The 25,513-nt window shown below is 62.3% G+C and carries 24 protein-coding genes and 1 tRNA gene; 17 read left to right on the forward strand and 8 right to left on the reverse strand.

Features of this window, described 5'->3' with window-relative positions:
- Positions 1-30 precede the first annotated feature (30 nt).
- A complete protein-coding gene (locus L981_RS16295) occupies positions 31-3,771 on the reverse strand; it encodes an ATP-binding protein (protein WP_043618228.1) in 3,741 nt (1,246 codons plus the stop codon).
- A gap of 230 nt (positions 3,772-4,001) precedes the next feature.
- Here L981_RS16295 and L981_RS16300 point away from each other — a divergent pair, with 230 nt between their 5' ends.
- A complete protein-coding gene (locus L981_RS16300) occupies positions 4,002-4,451 on the forward strand; it encodes a phasin (RefSeq protein WP_043618231.1) in 450 nt (149 codons plus the stop codon).
- A 189-nt stretch (positions 4,452-4,640) separates the two neighbouring features.
- Positions 4,641-4,717: transfer RNA gene (locus L981_RS16305), tRNA-His, on the forward strand.
- A 49-nt stretch (positions 4,718-4,766) separates the two neighbouring features.
- Here the strand turns inward: L981_RS16305 and L981_RS16310 are convergent.
- The gene (locus L981_RS16310; protein WP_043618234.1) at positions 4,767-4,967 is read right to left on the reverse strand and encodes a hypothetical protein; all 201 of its coding nucleotides are present in this window, start codon (positions 4,965-4,967) and stop codon (positions 4,767-4,769) included.
- Positions 4,968-5,214: 247 nt separating this feature from the next.
- Between L981_RS16310 and L981_RS16315 the strand changes: the two genes are divergently transcribed.
- Positions 5,215-6,978 (forward strand): adenylate/guanylate cyclase domain-containing protein, encoded by a 1,764-nt coding sequence (locus tag L981_RS16315; RefSeq protein ID WP_043618237.1) that lies wholly within the window; start codon positions 5,215-5,217, stop codon positions 6,976-6,978.
- 54 nt (positions 6,979-7,032) lie between these two features.
- Here the strand turns inward: L981_RS16315 and L981_RS16320 are convergent, their stop codons facing one another.
- Positions 7,033-7,914: a LysR family transcriptional regulator gene (locus L981_RS16320; RefSeq protein WP_043618241.1), complete on the reverse strand. Its 882-nt coding sequence runs from the start codon at positions 7,912-7,914 to the stop codon at positions 7,033-7,035.
- A gap of 128 nt (positions 7,915-8,042) precedes the next feature.
- Between L981_RS16320 and L981_RS16325 the strand changes: the two genes are divergently transcribed.
- The 3 genes from L981_RS16325 (at position 8,043) to L981_RS16335 (ending at position 11,942) form a co-directional block, all read left to right on the forward strand.
- Positions 8,043-9,539, forward strand: a complete 1,497-nt coding sequence (locus tag L981_RS16325; RefSeq protein ID WP_043618245.1) for a CoA-acylating methylmalonate-semialdehyde dehydrogenase — start codon at positions 8,043-8,045, stop codon at positions 9,537-9,539.
- Positions 9,540-9,790: 251 nt separating this feature from the next.
- Positions 9,791-10,897: a YjgN family protein gene (locus L981_RS16330; protein ID WP_043618248.1), complete on the forward strand. Its 1,107-nt coding sequence runs from the start codon at positions 9,791-9,793 to the stop codon at positions 10,895-10,897.
- Positions 10,887-11,942, forward strand: coding sequence for a M48 family metallopeptidase (locus tag L981_RS16335; RefSeq protein ID WP_043618251.1), 1,056 nt, complete (start codon positions 10,887-10,889; stop codon positions 11,940-11,942). The genes L981_RS16330 and L981_RS16335 overlap by 11 nt, the downstream gene beginning before the upstream one ends.
- An 81-nt stretch (positions 11,943-12,023) precedes the next feature.
- Here the strand turns inward: L981_RS16335 and L981_RS16340 are convergent, their stop codons facing one another.
- A complete protein-coding gene (locus L981_RS16340) occupies positions 12,024-13,043 on the reverse strand; it encodes a Fe(3+) ABC transporter substrate-binding protein (protein ID WP_370689548.1) in 1,020 nt (339 codons plus the stop codon).
- A 213-nt stretch (positions 13,044-13,256) separates the two neighbouring features.
- Here L981_RS16340 and rirA point away from each other — a divergent pair, with 213 nt between their 5' ends.
- The gene (rirA, locus tag L981_RS16345; RefSeq protein ID WP_034801384.1) at positions 13,257-13,721 is read left to right on the forward strand and encodes an iron-responsive transcriptional regulator RirA; all 465 of its coding nucleotides are present in this window, start codon (positions 13,257-13,259) and stop codon (positions 13,719-13,721) included.
- A gap of 63 nt (positions 13,722-13,784) precedes the next feature.
- Here the strand turns inward: rirA and L981_RS16350 are convergent, their stop codons facing one another.
- Together L981_RS16350 and L981_RS33320 are read right to left on the reverse strand one after the other, a co-directional pair.
- A complete protein-coding gene (locus L981_RS16350) occupies positions 13,785-14,174 on the reverse strand; it encodes a response regulator (RefSeq protein WP_043618400.1) in 390 nt (129 codons plus the stop codon).
- A gap of 76 nt (positions 14,175-14,250) precedes the next feature.
- Positions 14,251-14,964 (reverse strand): helix-turn-helix transcriptional regulator, encoded by a 714-nt coding sequence (locus tag L981_RS33320; RefSeq protein ID WP_052201830.1) that lies wholly within the window; start codon positions 14,962-14,964, stop codon positions 14,251-14,253.
- A 646-nt stretch (positions 14,965-15,610) separates the two neighbouring features.
- On the opposite strand from L981_RS33320, the gene L981_RS16360 reads away from it, so the two are divergent.
- The 8 genes from L981_RS16360 to L981_RS16390 all read left to right on the forward strand — a co-directional run bounded on the left by L981_RS16360 (position 15,611) and on the right by L981_RS16390 (position 23,137).
- Positions 15,611-17,206, forward strand: a complete 1,596-nt coding sequence (locus L981_RS16360) for an ABC transporter substrate-binding protein (protein ID WP_034800843.1) — start codon at positions 15,611-15,613, stop codon at positions 17,204-17,206.
- A gap of 204 nt (positions 17,207-17,410) precedes the next feature.
- The gene (locus L981_RS16365; RefSeq protein WP_034800844.1) at positions 17,411-18,415 is read left to right on the forward strand and encodes an ABC transporter permease subunit; all 1,005 of its coding nucleotides are present in this window, start codon (positions 17,411-17,413) and stop codon (positions 18,413-18,415) included.
- A gap of 10 nt (positions 18,416-18,425) precedes the next feature.
- Positions 18,426-19,334, forward strand: a complete 909-nt coding sequence (locus L981_RS16370) for an ABC transporter permease subunit (protein WP_034800846.1) — start codon at positions 18,426-18,428, stop codon at positions 19,332-19,334.
- A gap of 2 nt (positions 19,335-19,336) precedes the next feature.
- Positions 19,337-20,179: an ABC transporter ATP-binding protein gene (locus L981_RS16375; protein WP_082006055.1), complete on the forward strand. Its 843-nt coding sequence runs from the start codon at positions 19,337-19,339 to the stop codon at positions 20,177-20,179.
- Positions 20,176-21,006, forward strand: coding sequence for an ABC transporter ATP-binding protein (locus L981_RS16380; protein WP_043618254.1), 831 nt, complete (start codon positions 20,176-20,178; stop codon positions 21,004-21,006). Before L981_RS16375 ends, L981_RS16380 begins: the two co-directional genes overlap by 4 nt.
- Before the next feature lie 173 nt (positions 21,007-21,179).
- A complete protein-coding gene (locus tag L981_RS16385) occupies positions 21,180-21,527 on the forward strand; it encodes a RidA family protein (protein WP_025426006.1) in 348 nt (115 codons plus the stop codon).
- 177 nt (positions 21,528-21,704) lie between these two features.
- A complete protein-coding gene (locus L981_RS35110; protein ID WP_090425577.1) occupies positions 21,705-21,875 on the forward strand; it encodes a hypothetical protein in 171 nt (56 codons plus the stop codon).
- A 131-nt stretch (positions 21,876-22,006) separates the two neighbouring features.
- Positions 22,007-23,137 carry an AI-2E family transporter gene (locus tag L981_RS16390; RefSeq protein ID WP_043618407.1) on the forward strand — a complete coding sequence of 377 codons (1,131 nt, stop codon included), beginning with the start codon at positions 22,007-22,009 and terminating at the stop codon, positions 23,135-23,137.
- Positions 23,138-23,153: 16 nt separating this feature from the next.
- Here the strand turns inward: L981_RS16390 and L981_RS16395 are convergent, their stop codons facing one another.
- On the reverse strand, positions 23,154-23,951 hold the full coding sequence (locus L981_RS16395) for a response regulator (protein WP_043618257.1): 798 nt from the start codon (positions 23,949-23,951) through the stop codon (positions 23,154-23,156).
- A 156-nt stretch (positions 23,952-24,107) separates the two neighbouring features.
- Here L981_RS16395 and L981_RS16400 point away from each other — a divergent pair, with 156 nt between their 5' ends.
- Entirely contained in the window at positions 24,108-24,356 is a 249-nt protein-coding gene (locus tag L981_RS16400) for a NepR family anti-sigma factor (RefSeq protein WP_043618260.1), read from the forward strand.
- Positions 24,357-24,403: 47 nt separating this feature from the next.
- Here L981_RS16400 and L981_RS16405 read toward each other — a convergent pair whose 3' ends face one another.
- Positions 24,404-24,652 carry a glycine zipper domain-containing protein gene (locus tag L981_RS16405; RefSeq protein WP_034800856.1) on the reverse strand — a complete coding sequence of 83 codons (249 nt, stop codon included), beginning with the start codon at positions 24,650-24,652 and terminating at the stop codon, positions 24,404-24,406.
- A gap of 493 nt (positions 24,653-25,145) precedes the next feature.
- Here L981_RS16405 and L981_RS16410 point away from each other — a divergent pair, with 493 nt between their 5' ends.
- The gene (locus L981_RS16410) at positions 25,146-25,475 is read left to right on the forward strand and encodes a hypothetical protein (RefSeq protein ID WP_156134121.1); all 330 of its coding nucleotides are present in this window, start codon (positions 25,146-25,148) and stop codon (positions 25,473-25,475) included.
- Positions 25,476-25,513 lie beyond the last annotated feature (38 nt).

Below are 25,513 nucleotides of genomic sequence, written 5' to 3' on the forward strand. Positions count from 1 at the left end.
CAAGTCAACATTTCCTTATAGCATCCGGCCTCAGTTCGCCAAGACGCGTTGTGACGGGAAGGAAATTTCCACCAGCGTTCCCTCGTTCGGCGCCGAGGTGATCGAGAAGTGGGCGCGGTTCGCCTCTGCCATCGCCTTGGTCAGAGGCAGGCCGAGCCCGGTGCCGTCGCCACGCTTGCGCGCGCCCGTCGTCACCTGCCGGAACGGTTTCATCGCCTGGTCCAGTTCGCCGCGGGTCATGCCGACGCCGGTATCGCGGATCCGCAGCATGACGCTGCCATTGGCCTCGTAGGAGGTCGACACCACGATCTGGCCACCCGAGGGCGTGAAGCGGATGGCATTCGCCAGAATGTTGAGCGCGATCTGCTTGATCGACCGGCCGTCGGCAACGACGTTGGGCACCGCCGCCGACAGCGAGGTGCGGATGATGACGCGCTGGCTGTTGGCCTGCGGCTGGACGAGCGACACGGCTTCCGAGACCGCGTCGTTGATCTCCACGGCGCCGAAGTCGAGCTCCATTTCGCCGGCCTCGATCTTCGAGATGTCGAGCAGATCGTTGACGATATCGAGCACGTGGCGACCGGATCGGCCGATGTCGCCGGCATATTCGATGTAGCGCGGGTGGCCGACCGGGCCGAAATGCTCGCTCGCCATCATGTCGGAAAAGCCGATGATCGCGTTGAGCGGCGTGCGGATTTCGTGGCTGACGCGAGCGAGAAACTCGGTCTTGTGGGCATTGGCCGTTTCCGCGGCGCGCTTCGCGTTGCGGAGTTCCTCTTCCGTGCGCTTCCACTGCGTGATGTCGCGGATGACGGCGCAAAAGCCGTTGGAGGCCGAAAGCCGCCCGATGGTCATGAACAGCGGAATGAAGCCGCCGTTCGCTTCACGGCCGATCACCTCGCGTCCGTCGTTCAGAACACTCGCGACACCGTGGCCGGAAAGCCCGTGCAGGTAGTCGATGACTGCCTTCTGGCTTTCGTGGGCGAAGAGCGCGGCGAAAGGTTTGCCGCGGATCTCGCCCTCGTCATAGTTGAAGAGCGCGCTTGCCGAGCGGTTCATCGAGCGGATGTCGCCGTCATGGCCGAGAACGACGACGCCGTCCGTCGCGGTTTCGAGGATCGATTTCAGCTCGTCGATTTCCGTCTTCAGGCGATCGACGTCGTCATCGGCGATGGCCTGGTCGAGCTTGCTTGATGGCATGTTCGCGGCTGCCGGCGTCAGCGCCAGCATCAGCGCGCTCCGGCCGTCCCAGCGGATCGTGTGCAGGCGTGCGGTGACCGGACGCATCTGGCCGTCCTTGCGGATCAGCATCATCGTGCCGTCGGGTTCCTGGTCGGTCGCCTCTTCGCCGTTGGCAAAGAGCGCGTCGAGGCCGCCTTCCTGGACGAAGTCGTCGAGGTCGCCATAGGCGGTGAGCCGCAGGAATTCCGGATTGGCGTGCAGCAGTTCTTCACCGCGATGCACAAGCATGCCGATCGGCAGGCTGTCGAGGATCTCGCCGCTGAGGCCGATATCGGCCGCTTGCGGCTGGAGATGCACGCTCGCCTGCTCGTCCTCGGCCACCCCGTCGTCGGTCTCCGCTTCGGTTTCTTCCGCGCCAGGCTGCTCTTCTGCCGCTGGCGTCGAGGACGAGACGGTTTCGTGCGCGTCCACCGGCAAGGGTGTGCTCGCATCGGCCGGCGCGTCGTTTTCCTCGACCGGCGCGGTTTCCGTCGGCTTGCCGAAATGCTCGCCCAGTTGCCGCGCGATTTCGCGGAACGCCGCCTGTTCGCCGCGCGTTAGCGCGGTTGCGGCGCGATGTTTCTCGAGTTCGACGATCTTGTCGGAGGCTGGAGGCTCGGTCGTATCGACCAGCTGCAGGGCAGGGCGCTCTCCCTGGAAGGGATCCTCCGGTGCCGCGTCGTGTTCATCCGAGGCGACTTCGGCCGCGTGGTCCGGCTCTGCCTCATCCACACGGGTGGAGAGGGCTTGGTCTTGGGTCGCGTCGTGACCCTGCACCGTTGCGGCAGGTTCGGCTTCCGCTTCTGACGACGGCTGTTCGACGACCTGCACCTCGTCTGAGGGCCGTTCCTCGATCTCGGAGCCGGTAGCTGGAAGATGCGCGTGATCTTCCGGCAACGTCGCTTCCGCGTCCGGTTCCTCCGCCATGTCCGTTGCGGCGTCGAATGTCAGGCCGTTGGCGTGTTCGTCTTCGACGGCATCGGCAAGACGCACGATGCCGAAACCGCGGAAGCCGTCGAATTCGCGGGAGCGCGAGTAGGTGGGCAGCGCCGCCAGATCGACCGGAACCTTGAGGCTCGTGCCCTGCACGGGCCAGAAAATCGTCTTGCCCGACCAGGTGTCGCGGCGCTGCAGCAGCGCGCCGATCTTCTGGTCAGGATCGAGGCCGTAGCGTGCCGCCACTTCATTGAAGGTGGTTCCGATCACATCGGCGGCGCGCGGGCCGACGGCGGTGGCGAATTCCTCGGAGATCTCGCTGAAGCGGCCTTCGGCGTCGATCTTCCAGACGAAGCGCACCGCGCGAGCACCGGGCACGAACGCGAAGTCGGCCTGTTCGGACGGGGCGGTCTTGGCGGCCTCGATCGTCTCGACCTCGCGAACGACCTCTTCCGTCAACGAAATTTCGGCGGCGGCCGGCGTCTCGGCCGCGGTCACGTCGGTCGCGACCGCAGGCGCCTGTTCGCCGTCCTCTTCCGTTGGCTCCGCGCCCAGCACCGTAATGTCCGCATCTGCAGCCACAAGCGCCTGCGGATCTGCAGCGGCAACCGCCTCCGGTTCTTCCGGCAGAACGACCTCGTCTGCAGCGACGTCGACGTCTGCGTTCTCAAGGTCGCCATCGTCCTGCGCGGCATCAGCTTCGGCAGGCTCCACCTGTTCGAATGCGTCGGCCGGGGCAGCGTCTTCGGCTGGTATAGCGCTTTCATCCAGCGCTTCGGCCGGTTCGACGGTGTCCGCTGCCTCTGGCGCCGCCGCCTCAGGAACCGTTGCCTCCGGAACCGCTGAAATGGGGGCGGGTGTCTCTGCGGTCGGCTCCAGTTCCCTGGCCGGCGGCAGGACCGGCAACGCTTGCGCAGCCTCAGTCTCTTCGTCCGGATCGAGCGTGCCGAGAATGGTCTCGACAGCAAAGAGCAGGTGCAGCGACGGCTCGTCGGCGATCTTGCCGACCGCGGCCGGCAGGTGCCCTTTCCGCGTTGCGACCGGGCGCTTGATCAGCCAGTCATGGTCCCGGCCGACGGCGTCGACGAGCTGCTTGCGCGTCTCGTCCGACATGCCGAGATCGATGAAGCCCGGCGAGTGCGCGATGATGCCGCCGTTGCCGTCGAGAACGGCCATGTGGGTGTCCGGCCCGTCCAGGCCGGCGATCATGCGTGCAGCGCGATCCTCAAGCGACAGCGGCGCGCCAGAATGCGGTGCGGTAAAGAGTACGGCGTCCTCGTCCGGGCGCACGCGGATCATCTCCACGCTCACGTTGAGCGGCGTGCCGCGGAAGCCCGAGAACTTGCGGATGGAAAGCTGGCGCCGGTCGCCGGCGCGCACGAGCTGCGCTCCCGCGGCCTTGAGCTGACGCAGCGACAGGTCGCCCTGGTCCGGTCCTGCATCGATGAAATCATAGATCGAACCGGCGCCGAAAAAGGCCGCGCCCTGGTCGTTGGCCCAGAGAATGCGTGCGAAGTCCCGCGAAAACAGGATCGCCGCGTCGCCGCGGGCAAAATGCTCCCGCACCCGCGCATGCACGGCGATATCAATGAAGGGATACTGTCTCGCGGGCATAAATGGGGCCTATTGACGGATCGCTTGCGGGTTAACACTCTATTAATACCCGGCAGGCCCGCAAGGGTCCAGCGAGGGCCGGAGCTTCGTCACGGCTTTCGGCGCGAAAGGTTAATTCTCCGGATTTTGTGCACTGCACAATTTTATTGCAATGCACAAGCAAGTAGTTTATATAATGCGCATCAATCAACGGCGCCTCTGAAGAGGGCCAGACACCAAGGAGCGCTTTCATGGCTACCAAGAAGACCGACGACGTATTTTCCCTTTCCTCTTTCGACCCGGCGAAGTTCACCGACAGCTTCCGCGACTTCGCGGAAAAGGGTGCCGTCCAGTCGAAGGAAGCCTATGCCAAGATGAAGACCGCTGCCGAAGAGGCAACGAAGACCGTCGAGGCAACGCTCGAAAGCGCCCAGACCGGCTCCGTCGAACTCGGTCTCAAGGCCATCGACGCACTGCGCACCAATGCTGAAAATTCGCTGTCGCACATGGAAGCGCTGCTCGGCGTGAAGTCGCTGTCGGAGTTCGTCGAACTGCAGACGAGCTTTGTCCGCAAGCAGGCCGAACTCGCCGTCGAGCAGGCGAAGTCGATGCAGGAAGCGACCAAGAAGGTTGCCGAAAATGTCGCCAAGCCGGGCAAGGACGCCGCTGAAAAGGCGATGTCGTCCTTCAAGAAGGTCTAAACACAGCCTACCGCGCTGGCTGAACAACGGCGACAGATTGCTGTCGCCCAATTCTGCCATCTGCGCCCAAAACCAAGAATCCGGATGGCTTGCCATCCGGATTTTTTCCAGGATAATCTCAAGTTAAGGCTTGCAAAGCGACGGAAGTCTCCGTATGTGAGCCGCCAAGCGACTGATGTCGCTTTATGTGCGGTTGTAGCTCAGTTGGTTAGAGCGCAGGTTTGTGGCACCTGAGGTCGTAGGTTCGATTCCCACCAACCGTACCATTTCTTCCCTATTCCACCGGTATAGAGACTTGCAGGGCGCCTTGCTTGGTCAGAACAGCTTGGCCAGGGCTCTGAGCGCCACGATATCCTGTACGCCGTTCTGATAAAGTTCGATGAGCCGGGCAGCGAGCGCCGATGCCTCTGCCGACTGGCGCGAAGGTTCTCGCTCGCGCAGCGCTTCCTTGAAGACATCGTCGATCTTGGTGAGTTCACCCGGCAGGATCGGCCGGCCCGGCATGGACACAAGCATCCTTCCATACTCCTTTGTCGAAGCGTGAGCGCGTGCCGACTGCGACCGGCGTGTCGGAGCCATCGCCTTGAGCAAGCAGCTCTCTTCCCTGTGAAAGCAACGTCGGACCAGCGCGCCGGGTTCCTGTCGTCGAGATACCCAATTCGGGCTAGTATTTGGGCGTTGGGCGGATCCGGTTCGAATAGACACGAGACCCATCCGCCGGTAAAATTTGGCCAAGAGGATTCCCAGTAAGGCGTCGCAATCCATGGCCAAAGAATCCATCACACGGCGGCTTGCCGCCATCCTGGCTGCCGATGTCGTCGGCTACAGCCGGCTGATGGAGCGAGACGAGAAGACCACCTATACACAATTGATGGCGCGGTGGAGCCAAGTGCTGGAACCGCTCGTCGAAACCCACCAAGGCCGGGTGTTCAAGCGGACGGGCGATGGCGTGCTCGTGGAGTTTTCGAGCGCCGTCAACGCGGTCGAATGCGCCGCCGCCTTGCAGCGGGCGATGTTCCTAGCCAATGCGGACGTGCCCCACGATCAGCAGATCGTGCTGCGCGTCGGCGTCAACATGGGCGACATCATGGTCGCCGACAGCGACCTTTACGGCGATGGCGTCAATGTCGCCGCCCGGATCGAAGCGCTCGCCAGGCCCGGCGGCGTGGCGATTTCCGATGGAGTGCACGAATATGTGCACGGCCGCATTGAGCTTGATTTCGTCGACAACGGCCACCACGAGGTCAAGAACATCGAGCGGCCGGTGCATATCTGGAGCTGGTCGCCGGACGAATATGCCGACGCGCCGATTAGGGTCGCCGCCGAGGCCCCGCCGCAACTTCCGAGCCGACCGTCGATCGCCGTGCTGCCCTTCGACAACATGTCCGGCGATCCGGAGCAGGGCTATTTCGCCGACGGCATTACCGAGGACATTATCACCGATCTCTCCAAGGTCTCCGGTCTCTTCGTCATCGCCCGCAATTCCTCCTTTGCCTACAAGGGCAAGTCGGCGGATATCCGTCAGGTCAGCCGCGATCTCGGCGTTCGCTACGTGCTCGAAGGCAGCGTGCGCCGCGCCGCCAACCGTATTCGCATCAACGCCCAGATGATCGACGGAACCACCGGGGGCCATCTCTGGGCCGAGCGCTACGATCGCGGCATCGAGGATATCTTTGAAGTCCAGGACGAGGTGACGCGCACCATCGTGACGGCGCTCAAGGTGAAGCTGACGGCTGGCGAGACGGAGCGGCGCGAGGGGCGCGGCAAGGTCGCTCCGGAGGCCTACGATCTGCTCGTGCGGTCGCGCCAGGCGATCCTGCGGTTCGACGCGGTGTCATCGGCGGAAGCGCGCAGCATGCTCGAACGGGCGATCGTCATCGACCCGGAGCTTGCTGCAGCCTACGCGTCGCTCGCGATCATCGCGATGACCGACTACATCAATCGGTGGAACGGTGGCACCGTCGACAATATCGAGCGCGCCCTCAAGCTTGCGCGGAAGGCCGTAGAGACCGACGAGCATGAACCTCACGGCCATCACGCGCTCGCGATAGCGCTCTGCTGGAAGCGCCGCTTCGACGAGGCCGAGCGGGCCGCCCAGCGCACGATCGAACTCGACCCGAACTCCGCCGGCGGCCACACGCAGCTTGGCACGATCAGGGATTTTCTCGGCCAGTTCGAGGAGGCCTTGCCCTTCTACACCCGCGCCCACCGGCTCGATCCGCAGTTCGACCTGGCGCTGCATTTCCTTGGCCGGACCTTGCTCAATCTCGGCCGCTTCGATGAAGCCGAGATCGCCTTCAAGCGGCGCCTGGCCTTGGCGCCGCGGTCGGACATGACGCGCTTCTATCTCGCCTGTCTCTATGGTCGTACCGGACGTCATGAGGAAGCGCGGCGCTATTGGCACGAGGTATTCGAGGTCAATCCGGACTTTTCCATCGACCACTTCAAGCGGGCGATGCCCTACCAGGATCCGGCCATCATTCCGCGGCTGATAGACGGTCTGCGCGAAGCCGGGATTTCCCTTTAAATATCTGCCTCGACCGGGTTCGCTCGCGAGGAGCGTGCCTGGGCGCCTGATATCTCAGACGAAGATTTGGTGCTCCGCCGTCACCAGTTCCTGCAGGAAGGCGACGACGGTGCGCACGCGCACGAGATCGCGGGCGCTCTCGTGATAGGTGGTCCAGTAGGCGCGGCGAATGGTCGTTTCCGGCAGGATGCGTTTCAGCTCCGGCGCATGGCGGGCAATGTAGTTGTGCAGGATGCCGATACCGGCGCTGGAGCGCACCGCCTCCGTCTGGCCGGTGGCGCTGGAGATCTCGAAGGACGCGTCCCAGCTGCGCATGATCTCGGCTGAGAAATTCAGCGACGGCGTGAAGATCAGGTCCTCGACGTAGCCGATGCGGCGGTGTCCCTTCAGATCGTCGATCGTCTGCGGCGTACCGTGTCTTTCGAGATAGTCGGCCGAGGCGTAGAGGCCGAGCGTATAGTCGGTGAGTTTCGAAGACACGAGCCGGCCCTGTTCCGGCCGCTCGATGGTGATCGCGATATCGGCCTCGCGCTGCGACAGCGAGAAGGAGCGGGGGACCGGCACCAACTGCAGCTTCAGTTCCGGGTATCGGGCGGTCAGCCTTCCGAGGCGGGGCGCGAGGAAAGAGACGCCGAAGCCGTCGGGCGCGCCGATCCGCACCGTGCCGGCGATCGCCGTATCTATCCGGCCGATCTGCGACTGCGCCGCCAGCATCTCTGTCTCCATCCGCTCGGCAGCACTGAGGAAGATTTCACCCTCGGCGGTCAGCTCGCAGCCGTTCGGCCGGCGCACCAGCAGCCGCGTTTTCATCGCCTCTTCCAGCGCAGTCACCCGACGGCTGAGCGTGGCGTGGTTGACGCCCAGCCGCTTGGATGCCGCCAGGATCTGTCCGGTCCGCGCCACGGCTAGAAACATTCTGACATCGTCCCAGTTCATGGTGTTGAGCCCCTGTTGCGGTCGTTGGACTTTAATTTTTGCACAACGGTTGCTGAATATCGGAAATTGATTTGTTTAAATCGTAGTGCGATCATGCCGCCACAATCAAGGTCTGGAGGAAACCATTCATGTACGAACTCGGTCATTTCATCGATGGCAAGCGCGTTGCCGGCAAGAGCGGTCGCGTTAGCAACATCTTCAACCCTGCAACGGGCGAAGTGCAGGGCACCGTGGCGCTCGCAAGCGACGCGGAACTTTCGGCAGCCGTCGAAAGCGCCAAGGCAGCGCAGCCGAAGTGGGCGGCCACCAACCCGCAGCGCCGCGCCCGCGTCTTCATGAAGTTCGTCGAACTTCTGAACGCCAACATGAACGAGCTCGCCGAGATCCTGTCGCGCGAGCACGGCAAGACGATCGAAGACGCCAAGGGTGACCTTATCCGCGGTCTCGAAGTCTGCGAATTCGTCATCGGCATTCCGCATCTGCAGAAGAGCGAGTTCACCGAAGGCGCCGGCCCCGGCATCGACATGTACTCGATCCGCCAGGCCGTCGGCATCGGCGCTGGCATCACCCCGTTCAACTTCCCGGCGATGATCCCGATGTGGATGTTTGCCCCGGCCATCGCCTGCGGCAACGCCTTCATCCTGAAGCCGTCCGAGCGTGATCCGTCCGTTCCGATCCGCCTTGCCGAACTGATGATCGAAGCCGGCTTGCCGGCGGGCATCCTCAACGTCGTCAACGGTGACAAGGGTGCGGTCGACGCGATCCTGACGCATCCGGATATCGCCGCCGTCTCCTTCGTCGGCTCGACCCCGATTGCCCGCTACGTCTATGGCACGGCTGCCATGAACGGCAAGCGCGCCCAGTGCTTCGGCGGCGCCAAGAACCATATGATCATCATGCCGGATGCCGATCTCGACCAGGCCGCCAACGCCCTGATGGGCGCCGGCTACGGTTCGGCCGGCGAGCGCTGCATGGCGATCTCGGTTGCCGTTCCGGTCGGTGAGGAAACCGCCAACCGCCTGATCAGCAAGCTGACGCCGATGGTCGAAAGCCTGCGCATCGGCCCGTACACCGACGAGAAGGCCGACATGGGCCCGGTTGTCACCAAGGAGGCCGAACAGCGTATCCGCAACCTGATCGACAGCGGTGTCGAGCAGGGCGCCAAGCTCGTGGTCGACGGCCGCGATTTCAAGCTGCAAGGCTATGAGCAGGGCCACTTCATCGGCGGCTGCCTGTTCGACAATGTCACGCCGGACATGGACATCTACAAGACGGAAATCTTCGGACCGGTTCTCTCGGTCGTCCGCGCCAAGACCTACGAGGAAGCCCTCGATCTGCCGATGAAGCACGAATACGGCAACGGCGTCGCGATCTACACCCGCGACGGTGACGCTGCCCGCGATTTCGCCTCGCGCATCAACATCGGCATGGTCGGCGTCAACGTTCCGATCCCGGTTCCGCTCGCCTACCACTCGTTCGGCGGCTGGAAGTCCTCGTCCTTCGGCGACCTCAACCAGCACGGCCCGGACTCGATCAAGTTCTGGACCCGCACCAAGACCATCACCGAGCGTTGGCCCTCGGGCATCAAGGACGGTGCCGAGTTCGTCATGCCGACGATGAAGTAACAACGGGATAACGATCCTCCCGCCTCGGGGCCTCCTTCGGGAGGCCCTTTTTTGTTGCATTCCGTGTTGCGCCACAACTAATTTGAGAATCGGGCCGAGCGGTTGCGAATATCGATCGCACGCCGGACGTTCTATTGCGGAAGGCCTTGCAGGCGGGGGCGCGCATGGCGCGTTTTTGAATGATTTCATGCTGTTGAAACGCGGCCGCAACGCTTTTCCAAGTACGGCCGCACGTGATCGAGAGGGATATCATGGTGGTAGCTGAAGCGGCATCGTTTCAAGCAGCTCCGGCGCGCGACGCTCCGAGCGATTTTCACCGTTTCGCCTTCATGGGAAGCGGCAAGGAGTATTTCGGCATCTGGATCGTCAACGTGCTTTTGACGATCGTGACGCTTGGCATCTATTCGGCCTGGGCAAAGGTTCGGCGCAACCGCTATTTCTACGGCAACACGGTTCTGCTCGGCCGTGCCTTTGAGTACCACGCCAAGGGCAAGCAGATCCTGATCGGGCGGGTCATCGTTTTCAGCTATCTGATCGTCTACAACCTGCTGCTGACATTCGTTCCGATCGCCGGCATCATCCTTATCCTGCTCTCGCTGTTCTTCATTCCCTGGCTCGTGGCGCGGGGCTTGCGCTTCAGCGCAAGGGTGACGAGCTACCGCAACGTGCGCTTCGATTTCGTCGGCGGCTCCGGTGGTGCCTTCAAGGCCTTCATTCTCGGCGGTTTTCTGACCGTTATCACGGCGGGATTGCTGGCACCGCTCGCCAGCCGTTGGGTCGGGCGCTACGTCGGATCGAACATGTGCTTCGGTGGAAAGGCGTTCGAAACCAACCCGGCATTCGGCCCTCTCTATCGCGGCCTGTTTCTTGCCATAGGACTGGCTTTGGCCATCACCCTTGTCGTCACCGCGATTGTGATGGGAACACTGCGCGCCGCACCACAGTTGTTTGAATCGACAGCCTTTGATCCAGCCGACATCCAGATCTGGCACTGGATCGTCATTGTCGCCGGCTATGTGGTGACGGCGTCGCTCTACGGGGTCGTCGCGTTGTTTTACAGCGCAGCCGTGCGCAACGCAGTCTGGAACGCGACGGTCTTTGACGGGAAACACAGGTTCTCCAGCCGGCTGTCGCGTGGCCGCTACACCTTGATCGCCATCACCAACCTTCTCGCGACGATCGTCTCGCTGGGCCTGTTGCGCCCATGGGCGGCCGTGCGCATGGCGCGCTACAAATGGGCACTGACCGGCGTGACCGTAGTCGGAGCCGTCGGAACGCTGATGAGCGAGATAGAAGCGCAATCGTCCGCGGTTGGCGCCGAGTTCATGGATTTCGAAGGGTTCGATTTTGGCTTCTAGCAGTGTCGAGATCGCCTGCGGCGAATGGCATCCGGCCGGCTCGAGCCGGTCGGAGCCTGCACTGCTGGTGGAAGAGGGCGGACGCCTGAAGGCCCTGGACGGGGTGGGCGCCGAGCTTACAAGCGGCCCCCTTGCGGCCGTCGCTATTTCCGATCGTGTCGGCGCGGTTCCGCGTCGAGTGGAATTTGCCGACGGTTCCTTGTTCGATACGCCAGATAACGAGGCCATCGACCGTTTCCTTAGGCTGAAGGGTCGGGTCAACCATGTCCACGAATGGGAGCGGTTCCGACCGCGTCTCATTGCCGTGGTGGTCGCGACCGTGCTTTGTATCGTCGCCATCTATCGCTACGCGGTACCTGCGCTCGTTGAGATCGCGGTTCTGGTCACGCCGCCGATCGTGCCGGAGCTGATGTCGGCGGGCACGATGGAAACAATGGACAAGACCCTGTTTGCTCCGACCCAACTGGCGGTCGAAAGGCAGGGCAGGATTCGCGAGGGGTTCAGTGCTATCGCAGTCCAATCCGGGCGCGGCGAGGCCGGCTACACGCTTCACTTCCGGCAAGGCGGGGTGATCGGGCCAAATGCGTTTGCGCTGCCGGATGGCACGCTTGTCGTCACGGACGAACTGGTGGAGCTTGCCGGCGATGACACGGAAATGATCGTCGGCGTGCTCGCGCACGAGATCGGCCATGTCGAACTCGAGCATAGCCTGCGCCAGATCTACCGCGCGGCAGGCGTTGCCGGCCTCATCATGATGATCGGCGGCGACATCGGTTCGGGTGCCGAAGATGTCCTGGTTCAGGGCGCCGGTCTTTTGTCGCTGTCCTACTCCCGTGGCGCGGAAAGTGCTGCGGACAGGCACTCGGTCGAGTTGATGGAGAAGGCGGGCCGGGACCCGACGGCGATTGCCCGCTTCTTTGATCTGCTCGAAGAGAAGCTCGGCGATCATGGCGACACCAGCATCCTGTCGACACATCCCGGCACGCCGGAGCGGCGCAAGGCGATCCTCGACTATGCCGCCGAGTTGCGCGCCAAGGCGCAATGAATCTGCCACGTCTGATATTCAGAAACGAAAACAGCGGGCCAACGGCCCGCTGTTCTCATGATGCAGTTGCTGGATCTGTGATCAGTCCTGCGGACCGTCGTTGTAGCCGACCTTGTCGACCAGTTCCGAAGCCTTCTTGCGGTTCGCCGCGATGTCGGCAAGCGGCAGTTCGTCCGGCTTGATCGTGCCGAAGGACTTGACGACGTCAGACGGCTCGGCGCCCGGCAGAACCGGATACTCGAACACCTGCTCGGCGTAGATCTTCTGGGCTTCGCCTTCCGACAGGAATTCCATCAGCTTCAGCGCATTGTCCTTGTTCGGGGAGTTCTTGGCGAGCGCCATGCCCGAAATGTTGACGTGCGTGCCGCGGTCCTTGGCGTTCGGGAAGAGCACCTTGATGGCCGCTGCCCAATCCTTCTGTTCCGGCTCCTTCTCGTTGGTCATCATCAGACCGACATAGTAGGTGTTGCCGAGTGCCAGGTCGCATTCGCCGGCGAGAATCGCCTTGGCCTGGTCGCGGTCGCCACCGTCAGGCTTCTTGGCGAGGTTGTTCTTCAGGCCTGTCAGCCACTTCTCGGTCTCGGCTTCGCCATGGTGGGCGATCATCGAGGCGAAGAGGCCGATGTTGTAGGAGTGCTGGCCGTCGCGGGTGCAGATCTTGCCCTTCCACTTGGGGTCGGCAAGCTCTTCATAGGTGATGTCATCCTGCGCGACGCGCTCCTTGGAAGCATAGACGACGCGACCGCGGGTGGTCAGGCCGAACCAGTTGCCCTCAGGATCGCGGAAATGCGCCGGGATGTCCTTGTTGATCGTCTCGTTGACAACAGGCTGGGTGACGCCCGCATCCTTCGCCTCGGTCAGGCGGCTGATGTCGACGGTCAGGATCACGTCGGCCGGCGAGTTGGCGCCTTCGGCCTGGATGCGCTCGACGAGACCCTTGTCGAGGAAGAGCACATTGGTGGTGATGCCGGTTTCCTTGGTGAAGGCGTCGAGCAGCGGCTTGATCAGGTCGGGCTGCCGGTACGAGTAGATATTGACTTCACCATCGGCCCAGGCGGCGCTCGTTGCCAGCAGGGTTGCGGTCAGGGACAGAACGCCCATCGCTGCTCTTGAAACGGACATCGCTTCCTCCATTTTCTCGTTTGAGCTAAGTTAACAAAATTCCTCATCTTTCTGACCGGGGCGCCGCAATCAGTCAATCAGGAAACCGTAAACGCTCAACAAGAAGTGACTTTTCTGGCTTTTTGGAATTGTTCCAAACTACGATCCGTCCTATATGATGAGTTCGTGAACCTCTCGATGCCGGAGTGAATGATGCGTCTGACGAAGCAAACGAACTACGCGGTTCGCATGTTGATGTACTGCGCCGCCAACGGGGAAAAGCTCAGCCGCATTCCCGAAATCGCCAGGGCCTATGGCGTTTCCGAGTTGTTTCTCTTCAAGATCTTGCAGCCGCTGACCAAGGCCGGCCTCGTTGAAACCGTGCGTGGCCGCAACGGCGGCGTACGCCTGCCGAAGCCTGCCTCGGCGATCACGCTGTTCGACGTCGTCAAGGTGACGGAAGACAGTTTCGCGATGGCGGAATGCTTCGAAGCGGGTGAGATCGAATGCCCGCTCGTCGACAGCTGCGGCCTGAACTCGGCGCTGCGCAAGGCGCTGAACGCCTTCTTCGAAGTGCTGCAGGGCTACACGATCGACGACCTCGTCAAAGCCCGCCCGCAGATCAACTTCCTGCTTGGCCTGGAAGAAACCAAGCGTCCGCAGACCTCGGCTGCCTGATATCTCCGAACACCGCCGCGCACATCGCGCGGCATGGCCTGGCGGCTGACGTGCCGCCGGGTGTCATTCCTGCGGTAGATATTCCCGCAATATGAAGTCGATCGCAGTCGGGTCGATTTCAGCCTTGTCGATGCGGAAATCGGCGCCGTAATCCTCCAGATTCTGAAAATAGGCATCGGCGAGCGACGCTGAGATCACGCCGATCGGGCCGATATAGCCCTGGTGCCGGAGGGCTGGGACCGTCTCGCGGAAATCGAGCTGCGGCCGCAGGCGGTTGTCGAGCAGGATCATCGACACCGGTTTGCCCGAGCGCAGGAATTCGAGCGCATCGTCCATCGTCTGGCAGTAGTGCAGCTCGATGTCGATGCTGCTCACCTTGCGGATGAGCGCGCGCAGGATCAGGTTTTCTGCCGGGTCGTCGTCAACGAGCAGGATGTGTGCTTTTCGCGTCATGACCGAATACCCTTGCTGATGGCGGGCGTCCCGTTCGTTGGGCGTGGCGGTGCGAAACGCGGCCACGCATCGGCTGCTACTGGATGATCTGCTCTCGGATTGCCTTCGCCACCATCTGGGTGCGATTGACGACGTCGAGTTTCTTCAGGATCGTTGCGGTGTGTGAGTTCACCGTGTGCTCAGACACCGAAACGATGAGCGCGATCTCGCTTGCCGTCTTGCCGTGCGAGATCCATTTGAGGATTTCGGTTTCGCGCGGCGTCAGTCCCATCCCGGCCTTGTTGGCAAGCGCGATGCGATAGAAATAGTCGAAGGCGGCGATCGCGTCATAGGCGAGCGCGACATGCTCGGCCCGGCCGATATCCTCCCCGTCTCCGAGAAAGAGCACGGCGTAGCGCGCGCCGGTCGAGGCTGCGTGCACCGGCACGCTGACGAGCAGTTCGAAGCCGAGCTGCACCAGCAGGTTCTGCCCGGCGTCGCAGCCGGGGTCGTCCGCCCGCCAGACCGACGAGATCGCCGAGCGGTGCAATGTCTTGTAGAACACGGAGTCGCCGAAGCGATGGCGCTTGTCGTATTCTTCCGCGAGCCCGGAGGGCAGGTCGTGCAGCACCAGGCGGGTGGACAGCATGCAGGCGTCGTTCTCGTTGCCGAGCTGCAGGATGCCGAAATGGCTGAAGCCGAAGCGCAATGCCATCGTATGAAAAATGCGGAAGAAATCGACGCGGTTCAGCGCCTTCTCTAGCTCGTCGCGAAGGTCGTATCGCCTGTGATTTTCCAGCAAAGCCGCCACGGACTGGCTATCCCCTTATCGTCGCGCGGCAGTTTATCCCGCGCGCCGCAGCGATCAATCGGCAATGTGCGTTGCCGGTATTGCAGGCAGGCAGAGTCATGCCCGTCCCCCGGCAAGCCTGCCGAACGACTGAAAGCAGTAAAAGGCAGCTGCCGGTCCCTCCCAAGGACGTCTGGGCACGTCGAATGTCTCCCCCGAGTTTTGTATACATTTTATTGCACAATCCCGTTCGGGATTTCTACCATAGTATCTTGGGATTGACGGAAAGCTGTCGAAGCCGAATCGCAGGTCCGTGCGGCCAATGACCGCGGCTTTCTCCATCGCGCATTCGCCGAGGAGCGCAGGCGGCTGCCGCGGGCCGGCATCGCGCCGCTGACGGGCGGGCAGGGCGGGCCGCAGGCCCTGCGAAAGCGGCCAAAACGCCATGGAGTTTCGGTGCTGCAGTGCACTGTTTTGTCAGTCGATTCTAAAACAGTGGACGAATATCCCGGCTCTACCTGCGGACGAATTTTTCGCATAGACAAATTTCTGCGGCGACTTATTGCAATGCGACGCCAAATGTCGTTCCATCCGGCCTTGACCGGGGGCAACGGCATTCCGCGTCAGGAAAACACGAGAACAAAAACAAATCTGGGAAGCAAAGCTCATGAAAAAGCTCACTACTCTGTTTGCAGCGACGGCGCTTGCCACGCTGATGGCCGGCTCCGCCTGGTCGAAGACGTTCGTTTATTGCTCGGAAGGTTCGCCAGAGGGTTTTGACCCGGGCCTGTACACCGCCGGCACGACCTTCGACGCGGCTGCGCACACGGTTTACAACCGCCTGCTCGAGTTCAAGAAGGGCACGACCGAAGTTGAGCCGGGTCTCGCCGAAAGCTGGACGATCTCCGACGACGGTCTGGTCTACACCTTCAAGCTGCGTCCGGGCGTCAAGTTCCAGACCACCGAGTTCTTTACGCCGTCGCGTGACTTCACTGCCGACGACGTGGTGTTCTCCTATGAGCGCCAGCTGAAGGCTGACAACCCGTGGAACAAGTACATTGCTGGCGCTTCGTGGGAATACGCAGCCGGCATGGGCTTCCCGGAAGTCATCAAGTCTGTTGAAAAGGTCGACGACCTGACCGTCAAGTTCACCCTGACGCGCAAGGAAGCTCCGTTCCTCGCCAACATCGCGATGCCGTTTGCTTCGATCCTGTCGAAGGAATACGCCGACAAGCTGCAGGCTGACGGCAAGATGGAGCAGATGAACCAGATGCCGCTCGGCACCGGTCCGTTCGCTTTCGTTGCTTACCAGCAGGATGCCGTCATCCGTTACAAGGCAAACCCGGACTACTGGGGTGGCAAGCAGAAGATCGACGACCTCGTCTTCGCGATCACCTCTGACGCTTCGGTTCGCTTCCAGAAGCTCCAGGCTGGCGAATGCCACCTGATGCCGTTCCCGAACGCTGCCGACGTTTCGAAGATGAAGGCAGACCCGAACCTGAAGGTCATGGAACAGGCCGGCCTCAACGTCTCTTACCTCGCCTACAACACGACCCAGGCTCCGTTTGACAAGCCGGAAGTCCGCAAGGCGCTGAACAAGGCGATCAACAAGCAGGCCATCGTCGACGCCGTCTTCCAGGGCGCTGCCCAGCCGGCCGTCAACCCGATCCCGCCGACGATGTGGTCCTACAACGACAAGATCGAAGACGACACCTACGAGCCGGAAGTCGCCAAGAAGATGCTTGAAGACGCAGGCGTCAAGGACCTGTCGATGAAGCTCTGGGCAATGCCGGTTTCGCGTCCGTACATGCTGAACGCCCGTCGCGCAGCTGAATTGATGCAGTCGGACTTCGCCAAGATCGGCGTCAAGGTCGAGATCGTCTCCTACGAGTGGGCCGAATACCTCGACAAGTCCAAGGCGAAGGATCGTGACGGTGCCGTCATCCTCGGCTGGACCGGCGACAACGGCGACCCGGACAACTTCCTCGACACGCTTCTCGGCTGCAACGCGGTCGGCGGCAACAACCGTGCACAGTGGTGCAACCAGGAATTCGACGCTCTCGTGAAGAAGGCGAAGGAAACCTCGGATCCGGCAGAGCGCACCAAGCTCTACGAAGAGGCGCAGGTCGTCTTCAAGCGCGAAGCGCCGTGGGCCACGATCGACCACTCGCTCTCGGTCGTGCCGATGCGCAAGAACGTCGAGGGCTTCGTTCAGAGCCCGCTTGGTGATTTTGCCTTCGACGGCGTGGACATCACCGAGTAATTTAGTTAACTGATCCTTAAGGGGGCGTTTGCCAAGGGCAAGCGCCCCTCTTTGCATCCACTATAGCGACCCCGAGTTCCTGCTGGAGCGCAAAAGGTCGCTGTGGCATTTCGACTTGCTGTATGCTTGGCCGTTAAGTGGGAAAGCATGCGGTGGTGCCAGCGGCGGGATACAATGCCGCGGCAACATGGCGCGGGGTTTAACATGTTCCGATTTCTCTTGGGGCGATTGGCTGTCCTGATACCGACCTTCGTCGGCGTCTCCATCATCGCCTTCTCCTTCATCCGCCTGCTTCCGGGCGATCCAGTCGCGCTGCTTTCGGGCGAGCGCGTCATGTCGCCGGAGCGACATGCGGAAATCTCACACGCACTCGGCTTCGACCGGCCGATCGTGGTGCAATATCTCGATTATCTCTGGGGTGTGCTCCAGGGTGACTTCGGCACCTCAATCGTCACCAAGAAGCCGGTCATCGACCAGTTCTTCGAACTGTTCCCGGCAACCGTCGAGCTTTCGCTCTGCGCGATCCTGTTTGCGGTCATTCTCGGCATTCCGGCCGGCGTGATTGCTGCGATCAAGCGCGGCTCGGCCGTCGACCAGGCGATGATGGGCACGGCACTCGTCGGCTTTTCGATGCCGATCTTCTGGTGGGGCCTGCTGCTCATCATGCTCGTTTCCGGCATGCTGCAGTGGACGCCGGTCTCCGGCCGCATCTCGCTGATGTACTTCTTCCCGCCGGTCACCGGCTTCATGCTGATCGACTCGCTCCTGTCCGGCCAGGCCGGCGCCTTCAAGTCGGCCGTCAGCCACCTGATCCTGCCGACGATCGTGCTCGGAACCATTCCGCTTGCGGTCATCGCGCGCCAGACGCGCTCGGCGATGCTTGAAGTTCTCTCCGAAGACTACGTGCGCACGGCACGTGCCAAGGGCCTTTCGACCTTCCGGGTCGTCGGCGTCCATGCGCTGCGCAATGCGATGATCCCGGTGGTCACCACCATCGGCCTGCAGGTGGGCGTCATGCTCGCCGGCGCGATCCTGACCGAAACGATCTTCTCCTGGCCGGGCATCGGCAAGTGGATGGTGGATTCGGTGTCGCGTCGCGACTACGCAGTCATCCAGGGCGGCCTGCTCGTCATCGCCGCGGTGATCATGCTGGTCAACCTGATCGTCGACCTGCTCTACGGTCTCATCAATCCGCGCATCCGGCACTAAGGAGGGCGTCATGTCTCAAGCTGCTGCAACAAGCACCGTTTCGACCGATCCGTCCCGCCGGGCGCGTTTGGCCGAATTCTGGTATTACTTCTCCGAGAACCGTGGCGCCGTGATCGGTCTCGTGTTCTTTGTGTTCCTCGTTCTGCTCGCGGTCTTCGCACCGTGGGTCGCACCGCATGACCCGGTGGCACAGTACCGCGACGCGGTGCTGGTTCCGCCGGTCTGGCAGGAAGGCGGCCGCGCCGGATTCCTGCTCGGCACCGATGCCGTCGGCCGCGACATGCTGTCCCGCCTGATCTACGGCACGCGCTTCTCGCTGTTCGTCGGTGTCATCGTCACGACCCTGTCGCTCGTCGGCGGCATCGCACTTGGCGTCATCGCCGGCTACTTTCGTGGCTGGGTCGATACCGTCATCATGCGCGTGATGGACATCATCCTCGCCTTCCCGTCGCTGCTGCTCGCCCTCGTTCTGGTCGCAGTCCTCGGCCCGGGCCTCGTCAACGCCATGATCGCCATCGCGCTCGTCTTCCAGCCGCACTTCGTGCGCCTGACGCGTGCTGCCGTCATGAGCGAAAAGACCCGTGACTATGTCGTCGCCGCCAAGGTGGCCGGCGCCGGTCATGGCCGTCTGATGTTCAAGACGATCCTGCCGAACTGCATGGCGCCGCTGATCGTCCAGGCGACGCTCTCCTTCTCGAGCGCGATCCTTGACGCAGCCGCCCTCGGCTTCCTCGGCATGGGCGCACAGCCTCCGACACCGGAATGGGGCACGATGCTCGCCGAAGCCCGCGAGTTCATCAGCAGCCACTGGTGGGTGGTGACCCTTCCGGGTATCGCGATCCTGATCACCGTGCTTGCGATCAACCTGATGGGTGACGGCCTGCGCGATGCGCTCGATCCCAAGCTGAAGAGGTCCTGATCATGGCGCTTCTCGAAATCGAAAACCTGGTCGTCGAATTCCAGACGGCCTCCGGTCCCTTCCGCGCCGTCAACGGCGTATCGATGAAGGTCCATGAAGGCGAAGTGCTTGCGATCGTCGGCGAAAGCGGCTCGGGTAAATCCGTATCGATGCTGGCCGCCATGGGGCTTCTGCCCTGGACGGCGAAGGTGACGGCCGACAAGCTCACTTTCAACGGTCGCGACCTCTTGGGCATGTCGGCCAGCGAAAAGCGCAAGATCGTCGGCAAGGACATTGCCATGATCTTCCAGGAGCCGATCGCCAGCCTCAACCCGTGCTTCACCGTCGGCTTCCAGATCGAGGAAGTGCTGCGCATCCATATGGGCCTCGACAAGGCCGGTCGCCGCAAGCGCGCGATCGAACTGTTCGAGGCGGTCGGTATTCCCGATCCGGCCGAGCGGCTCGGCCACTATCCGCACCAGATGTCGGGCGGCCAGTGCCAGCGCGTGATGATCGCGATCGCGATCGCCTGCAATCCGAAGCTGCTGATTGCCGACGAGCCGACGACAGCGCTCGACGTGACGATCCAGAAGCAGATCCTCGATTTGCTGATGAAGCTTCAGGCCGAGCACAAGATGGGCCTGATCATGATCACGCACAACATGGGCGTGGTCGCCGAGACTGCCGACCGGGTGGTCGTGCAGTACAAGGGCCGCAAGATGGAAGAGGCCGACGTGCTGACGCTCTTCGAAAACCCGAAGAGTAACTACACGCGCGCACTTCTGGCGGCTCTGCCTGACAACGCGACCGGCGATCGTCTCCCGACGATTTCCGAACTCTTCGTCGACGAAGGAGCGGCCCAATGAGCGTGATCCTCGAAGCGCGCAATCTGGTGCGCGACTATCATATCCCCGGCGGCCTCATCAAAAAGGCAAAGACGGTTCACGCGCTGAAAGGCGTGAGCTTTTCCGTCGAAGAGGGCAAGACGCTGGCGATCGTCGGCGAAAGCGGCTGCGGCAAGTCTACGCTCGGCCGCATCCTCACCCTGATCGATCCGGCAACCTCGGGCGACCTCCTGATCGAGGGCAAGAAGATCGATATCTCCAAGGGCGACATGACGCCGGAGATGCGCCGCAAGGTGCAGATCGTCTTCCAGAACCCCTATGGCTCGCTCAACCCGCGCCAGAAGATCGGCGACATCCTGATGGAACCGCTGGTCATCAACACCGACACGCCGGCCGACGAACGTCGCGACCGGGCGATGACGATGCTGAAGAAGGTCGGCCTCACCGAGCTGCACTTCAACCGCTATCCGCACATGTTTTCGGGCGGCCAGCGCCAGCGTATCGCCATTGCGCGTGCGTTGATGCTGAACCCGAAGCTGCTGGTGCTCGACGAGCCGGTCTCGGCGCTCGATCTGTCGGTCCAGGCACAGGTGCTGAACCTGCTCGCCGATCTTCAGGACGAGTTGAAGCTCACCTACGTCTTCATCAGCCACGACCTGTCGGTCGTGCGCTACATCGCTGACGATGTCATGGTGATGTATTTCGGCGAAGCGGTCGAATACGGCAGCCGCGACGAGGTCTTTGCCGATCCGAAGCACAGCTACACCAAGACGCTGTTTGCAGCGACGCCGCGTGCGGATGTCGAGAGCATCAAGGCGCGTCTTGCCAAGAAGAAGCAGGCGGCTTGATCTCGTCGATCTAGCGTCAATGAAACAGGAAGCCGGGACATCGTTCCCGGCTTCTTTGACTTGAGGGCATGATGGTGTAGAGGTGTCGCGCCGCCTTCAACTCTCGCCTTTCGGCGGCGGGCAGCCGCTTTTCGGCCGGACCGATCGTCCGGCCCAACCTCAGGAACACGTCCATGGAAATCAAGCGTTTCGAAACCGGCCCCCGTATGAGCCAGGCCGTCGTCTACAACAACACCGTCTACCTCGCTGGCCAGGTCGGCAACGCCGGTGACGATGTCGTGACGCAGACGAAGCAGGCGCTTGCCGAAGTCGACCGTCTTCTGGCGCTCGCCGGCACCGACAAGACCCGCATCCTTTCGGCCACCATCTGGCTCGCCGACATGGCAGACTTTCCGAAGATGAACTCGGTCTGGGACGCCTGGGCACCGCAGGGCAATACCCCGGCTCGCGCCACCGGCGAAGCCAAGCTCGCGACCCCGGAATACCTCGTCGAAGTCATCGTCGTCGCCGCTGCCGCTTAAGGCCGGCGCTACGGGATTTCCCGTCGTCTCATTCCTGCGCCGCCGGACTGTCGTCCGGCGGCGTTTTTCGTTCCCATTCCAGCTCCCATGCGCGGAACCAAACGGCGCGCCGGCACGTTAAGTGTCCGATCCGAAGAAGCAGGCCAAAACCGGCCGCCACCATTGGGAGGACTGTCAATGCTCTACTGGCTGCCCCGTGTCTGTGTCCTTCTCCTGGCGGGCGTCATGATCGGTTTTGGGCTCGTTCCCTACACCGCTGCAGGTGTCGCCCATACCTTGCTCGTCATCATCCTGGGGCTCGGCCTGTTGTCGCTGACCCTGCATGTCTTCCCGCCGGAACACCATTGACCGTGCAAGATCAATCACGCGATGCGCCGCAAGCAGGGTCCGAGCAAAAGCGGCCTGATCTGTTGACCGGAAACGCGAACGACCCGCGCGCTGCCCTGGCCGAAGGACGGCGCGGCATGATCGCGAACACGCTGCGGCGGGCGGGTGCCGCCCAGCAGCGCAAGCGCGCGCGGCGGATCGTCGAGGAGGAGGCCGCAGTCGCGACGGCGGCGCCATCGACCGCTCCGCGGCGGGACGGCATCGATCTGATGGTCGCCTGGAGCATCATCGGCCTTTTCGCCATTGCCGCATGTGCGGGCATCTACGCCATGGAAACGATCCTGCTGCCAATCACGCTGGCGATCGTCGTCGGCGTGGTGCTCGGCCGGACCGCCGACGGGCTGGCGCGTTACGGTCTGCCGCCGATCTTCGGGGGGCTGCTGTTGGCGGGCATCTTCGTCACCGGCCTCTCGTGGCTCGTCAATGCTCTTCTCGGCCCGCTGACGGCGCTCGCCTCCGAGGCGCCGAAGCTCGCCGAAAGCGTGGTGGCGCGGGTGATGCCGTTCATCGATCGGTTCGAGTGGCTTCGGCTGGCCGTCGCGCGCAGCATCGGCAACGACGCGATTGCCGACACCGTCATGAAGAATGCCGGACCGATGCTTGCCGCCACCGCAGCCGGGCTGACGCCCGCCTTGGTGCAGACCCTGATTTTCCTCGCGGCACTCGGCCTGTTCCTGCTCGGGCGGCTGCAACTGCGGAAGGCCGTCATCCTTGCCTTTGCCAGCCGTGAGCGGCGGCTCAGCGCCATTCGCATCATGAACGGCATCGAGGATGCGTTGGCGCGATACTTCTCGATCGCCAGCGTGATCTATCTCTCGCTCGGCCTGGTGACGACGGTGATCGCGTTTGTCGGCGGCCTGGGCATGGCTCCGCTGTGGGGCCTGTTCGCTTTCGTCTCCAGCTTCATTCCTTATCTCGGCGTGACCGCGATGACACTGAGCCTGCTGGTGGCGGGGTTGATGACGCACGAGGTGCTGTGGCTGGCATTGGCGCCGGCCGCGGTCTTCTTCGTCGTTCACCTTGCGATGGAAAACCTTGCCATTCCGGCGATCCTCGGCAACGAACTCGAGGTGAACCCGTTCCTGATCTTCCTGGCGATCGTGTTCTGGACCTGGATGTGGGGAGCGGTCGGAGCCATGCTGGCACTGCCGCTCTCTCTCATCGTTCTCGCCATTGTCGAGGAAATCAGCGGCCAGCCGCCGGAACGGCAGCTTCCTGGATAAGGGGCATGTTGCCGACCTAGCGCCGGGCAGAGCGTGCGTGTTCGTCGAAGAACAGCGCCTGGCTGATCAGCGCCTTCACCATGTCCGGATTGAACGGTTTGGTCACGAGGAAGGCCGGCTCCGGCCGCTTGCCGGTCAGCAGCCGTTCCGGGAAGGCGGTGATGAAGATCACCGGCACCGCGGCCTGTGTGAGGATCTCGTTGACGGCGTCGATGCCCGAGCTGCCATCGGCAAGCTGGATGTCGGCCAGGACCATCTTCGGAGAGGTCTTGCGGTAGAGATCGAGCGCCTCGCCGTGGGTGCGGGCGATCCCGGTTACGCGGTGGCCGAGGCTGGTCACCATATCCTCGATATCGAGCGCGATCAGCGGCTCGTCCTCGATGATCAGGACGTCGGTTGCGACCTGGCGCGAGATGTCCTCTGAGGCGAGGGTCAGCAGCTTTGAAAATTCGGCTTGGCTCAGGCTCATGACTTCGGCCGCATCGGCGATGGAAAAGCCCTCGACCGACACGAGCAGAAACGCCTGGCGCGGCACAGGCGCGATCAGCGACAGATTGGCGGCGGCCTGCTTCTCCCATGCGAACGGCGAGGTGTTTTCGCTGCGGTCGATCGAGATCTTTTCGAACTGTGAGCAGAACAGCTTGTAGAGGCTGATCCGGTCGTTCGAAGCTTCCGGAAAGAGACTGATGTCCTCGATCAGGGCTTCGAGAACAGCGGCCACATACCCGTCGCCTGCGGCCTGCGAGCCTGTAACGGCCCGCGCGTAACGGCGCAGAAAGGGCAGGTGGGGCGCAATCCGGGTCGAAAGTGACATCAACGACTTCCTTACGTGCAATGCGATTCGTTTGATTTCTGAGGATAGGGGGTATGTGGCGGAATAGATGGATGTTTTGAACACGTTTTTCGGCTTAGAGCAAATGGGGGACGTGTTCGAACGGTGTGCCGGCGATTTCGCGCAGGCAGCAAAACCGTGAAGGACGAAGCGGTGGTGAAGCGCAGCATGGACGATGAAACCGGAAAGCATGAAGGCGTGAGCCAACGGCGCGGCGGCACGGCCGAAACGCGAGATATCGGCGGCTCGATCGGCGCCAGCTTGAAGGCGTTCTATCGGTCGCTCGAGCAGGAGCCCGTTCCGGAACTATTTCTCAATCTTCTTGAAAAACTGGATGAAGCGGAAGCTGCGTCCAAAGGCCCGTCGAAGGGTGGGGTTCCGCTCTGAGGGGGGAAGAAACGGGCAGCTGCCCGTTTCTTCGTGAGATGCGCCGATCAGCAGGCGGCTTCGTAGCGGCGGCCGTAGCGGTCGCGATAGATGCAGCGGCCCGGCTCGTTGGCATTACCGATCAGCGCACCGGCAACACCGCCGATGGCAGCGCCCACGGCCGCACCCCTGACGTTGCCCGTCGCGGCGCCGCCGACGATCGCGCCGCCGGTTGCACCGATCGCCGCGCCCTTTTCTGTCTGCGTGCATGCCGCGAGGGGCAGGATCAGGCTTGCTACAATAAGTATCTTCTTCATGACGCGTTCCTATCCGAGGGTTGCTTTGTTGAACTGAGAATCAAATTTCGGTGAAATCGATTTGCCCGCGACTGGTGACGAACAGAATGACGACAATGAGGCATAGCCCGTACCGCTACCGCGCCGTCCTGATCGACCTTTGATGTAACCGTTCGGCGCTCGCAATGGGCGAGATCCTTGCGGTGTGTCCTTGCCTCGCCAGTATCTCCTCCGTCGCAGCGCTTGTTATCGTTGCGAAAACGAGAGCGCGGCGTTTTTGTTCCATTATTGGTATGGCCGATGGTCGGTGGCAGTCGCCGTTGTGCACCCTCGCGCCCGGTTGAACGCTGCGAACGGATGCAGGTTCTCGACCGTCTCCCAACCGCCGATGGGGGCTTTTGACGGGCGTCCAAACGCGCAGCTCACGCCAAAGTTCCGGGAAATATTTCGCGCCCCTTTGCGGAACCGCAGATCGTGCATTGCCGTTTGCTGTTGGAGTTTGAAGGAAGGGAGCATGCGAATGGAACATATTGCCGCCATCATGGTCCTGGTCGGCTGCATGCAGACGACAGAGGCCTGCCGCGAAGTGCCGGCCCCCACCGTGGCTTTTGAAACCGTGGACGAATGCCGCGAACTGCTTTCGCCCGCGATCGAGGCGACAGGAACGACCTTCAAGCACGCCTATGGCGCCTGCGCGGAAGTCGATCCGGCTCTGTTCGTGGAAGACGCAACCATCGAATGGCAGGTGAAGGCGCCTGGCCGGCTTCAAGTCGAGGTCAAGGTCGATGACGGCAGCTACGCCGTAGCCGCGCGCCACGACGCCGGCGCCAAGACTCGCAACTGATTTCACCGGCCGCCCAAGCGCAATTTGCGCTTGCGGGG

The organism is Ensifer sp. ZNC0028 (assembly GCF_000799055.1).
Taxonomy (GTDB): Bacteria; Pseudomonadota; Alphaproteobacteria; order Rhizobiales; family Rhizobiaceae; genus Ensifer.

What these genes read in the sequence shown, in the direction of transcription:
- L981_RS16370 (WP_034800846.1), top strand. Translation starts at nt 18,426, where the DNA reads ATGTCTCAAGCTGCTGCAACAAGCACCGTTTCGACCGATCCGTCCCGC.
- L981_RS16330 (WP_043618248.1), top strand. Translation starts at nt 9,791, where the DNA reads ATGGTGGTAGCTGAAGCGGCATCGTTTCAAGCAGCTCCGGCGCGCGAC.
- L981_RS16360 (WP_034800843.1), top strand. Translation starts at nt 15,611, where the DNA reads ATGAAAAAGCTCACTACTCTGTTTGCAGCGACGGCGCTTGCCACGCTG.
- L981_RS16310 (WP_043618234.1), bottom strand. Translation starts at nt 4,967, where the DNA reads ATGCTTGTGTCCATGCCGGGCCGGCCGATCCTGCCGGGTGAACTCACC.
- L981_RS16365 (WP_034800844.1), top strand. Translation starts at nt 17,411, where the DNA reads ATGTTCCGATTTCTCTTGGGGCGATTGGCTGTCCTGATACCGACCTTC.
- L981_RS16395 (WP_043618257.1), bottom strand. Translation starts at nt 23,951, where the DNA reads ATGTCACTTTCGACCCGGATTGCGCCCCACCTGCCCTTTCTGCGCCGT.
- L981_RS16320 (WP_043618241.1), bottom strand. Translation starts at nt 7,914, where the DNA reads ATGAACTGGGACGATGTCAGAATGTTTCTAGCCGTGGCGCGGACCGGA.
- L981_RS16340 (WP_370689548.1), bottom strand. Translation starts at nt 13,043, where the DNA reads ATGGGCGTTCTGTCCCTGACCGCAACCCTGCTGGCAACGAGCGCCGCC.
- L981_RS35110 (WP_090425577.1), top strand. Translation starts at nt 21,705, where the DNA reads ATGCTCTACTGGCTGCCCCGTGTCTGTGTCCTTCTCCTGGCGGGCGTC.
- L981_RS16375 (WP_082006055.1), top strand. Translation starts at nt 19,337, where the DNA reads ATGGCGCTTCTCGAAATCGAAAACCTGGTCGTCGAATTCCAGACGGCC.
- L981_RS16350 (WP_043618400.1), bottom strand. Translation starts at nt 14,174, where the DNA reads ATGACGCGAAAAGCACACATCCTGCTCGTTGACGACGACCCGGCAGAA.
- L981_RS16325 (WP_043618245.1), top strand. Translation starts at nt 8,043, where the DNA reads ATGTACGAACTCGGTCATTTCATCGATGGCAAGCGCGTTGCCGGCAAG.
- L981_RS16410 (WP_156134121.1), top strand. Translation starts at nt 25,146, where the DNA reads ATGCGAATGGAACATATTGCCGCCATCATGGTCCTGGTCGGCTGCATG.
- rirA (WP_034801384.1), top strand. Translation starts at nt 13,257, where the DNA reads ATGCGTCTGACGAAGCAAACGAACTACGCGGTTCGCATGTTGATGTAC.
- L981_RS16405 (WP_034800856.1), bottom strand. Translation starts at nt 24,652, where the DNA reads ATGAAGAAGATACTTATTGTAGCAAGCCTGATCCTGCCCCTCGCGGCA.
- L981_RS16385 (WP_025426006.1), top strand. Translation starts at nt 21,180, where the DNA reads ATGGAAATCAAGCGTTTCGAAACCGGCCCCCGTATGAGCCAGGCCGTC.
- L981_RS16295 (WP_043618228.1), bottom strand. Translation starts at nt 3,771, where the DNA reads ATGCCCGCGAGACAGTATCCCTTCATTGATATCGCCGTGCATGCGCGG.
- L981_RS16300 (WP_043618231.1), top strand. Translation starts at nt 4,002, where the DNA reads ATGGCTACCAAGAAGACCGACGACGTATTTTCCCTTTCCTCTTTCGAC.
- L981_RS16380 (WP_043618254.1), top strand. Translation starts at nt 20,176, where the DNA reads ATGAGCGTGATCCTCGAAGCGCGCAATCTGGTGCGCGACTATCATATC.
- L981_RS16315 (WP_043618237.1), top strand. Translation starts at nt 5,215, where the DNA reads ATGGCCAAAGAATCCATCACACGGCGGCTTGCCGCCATCCTGGCTGCC.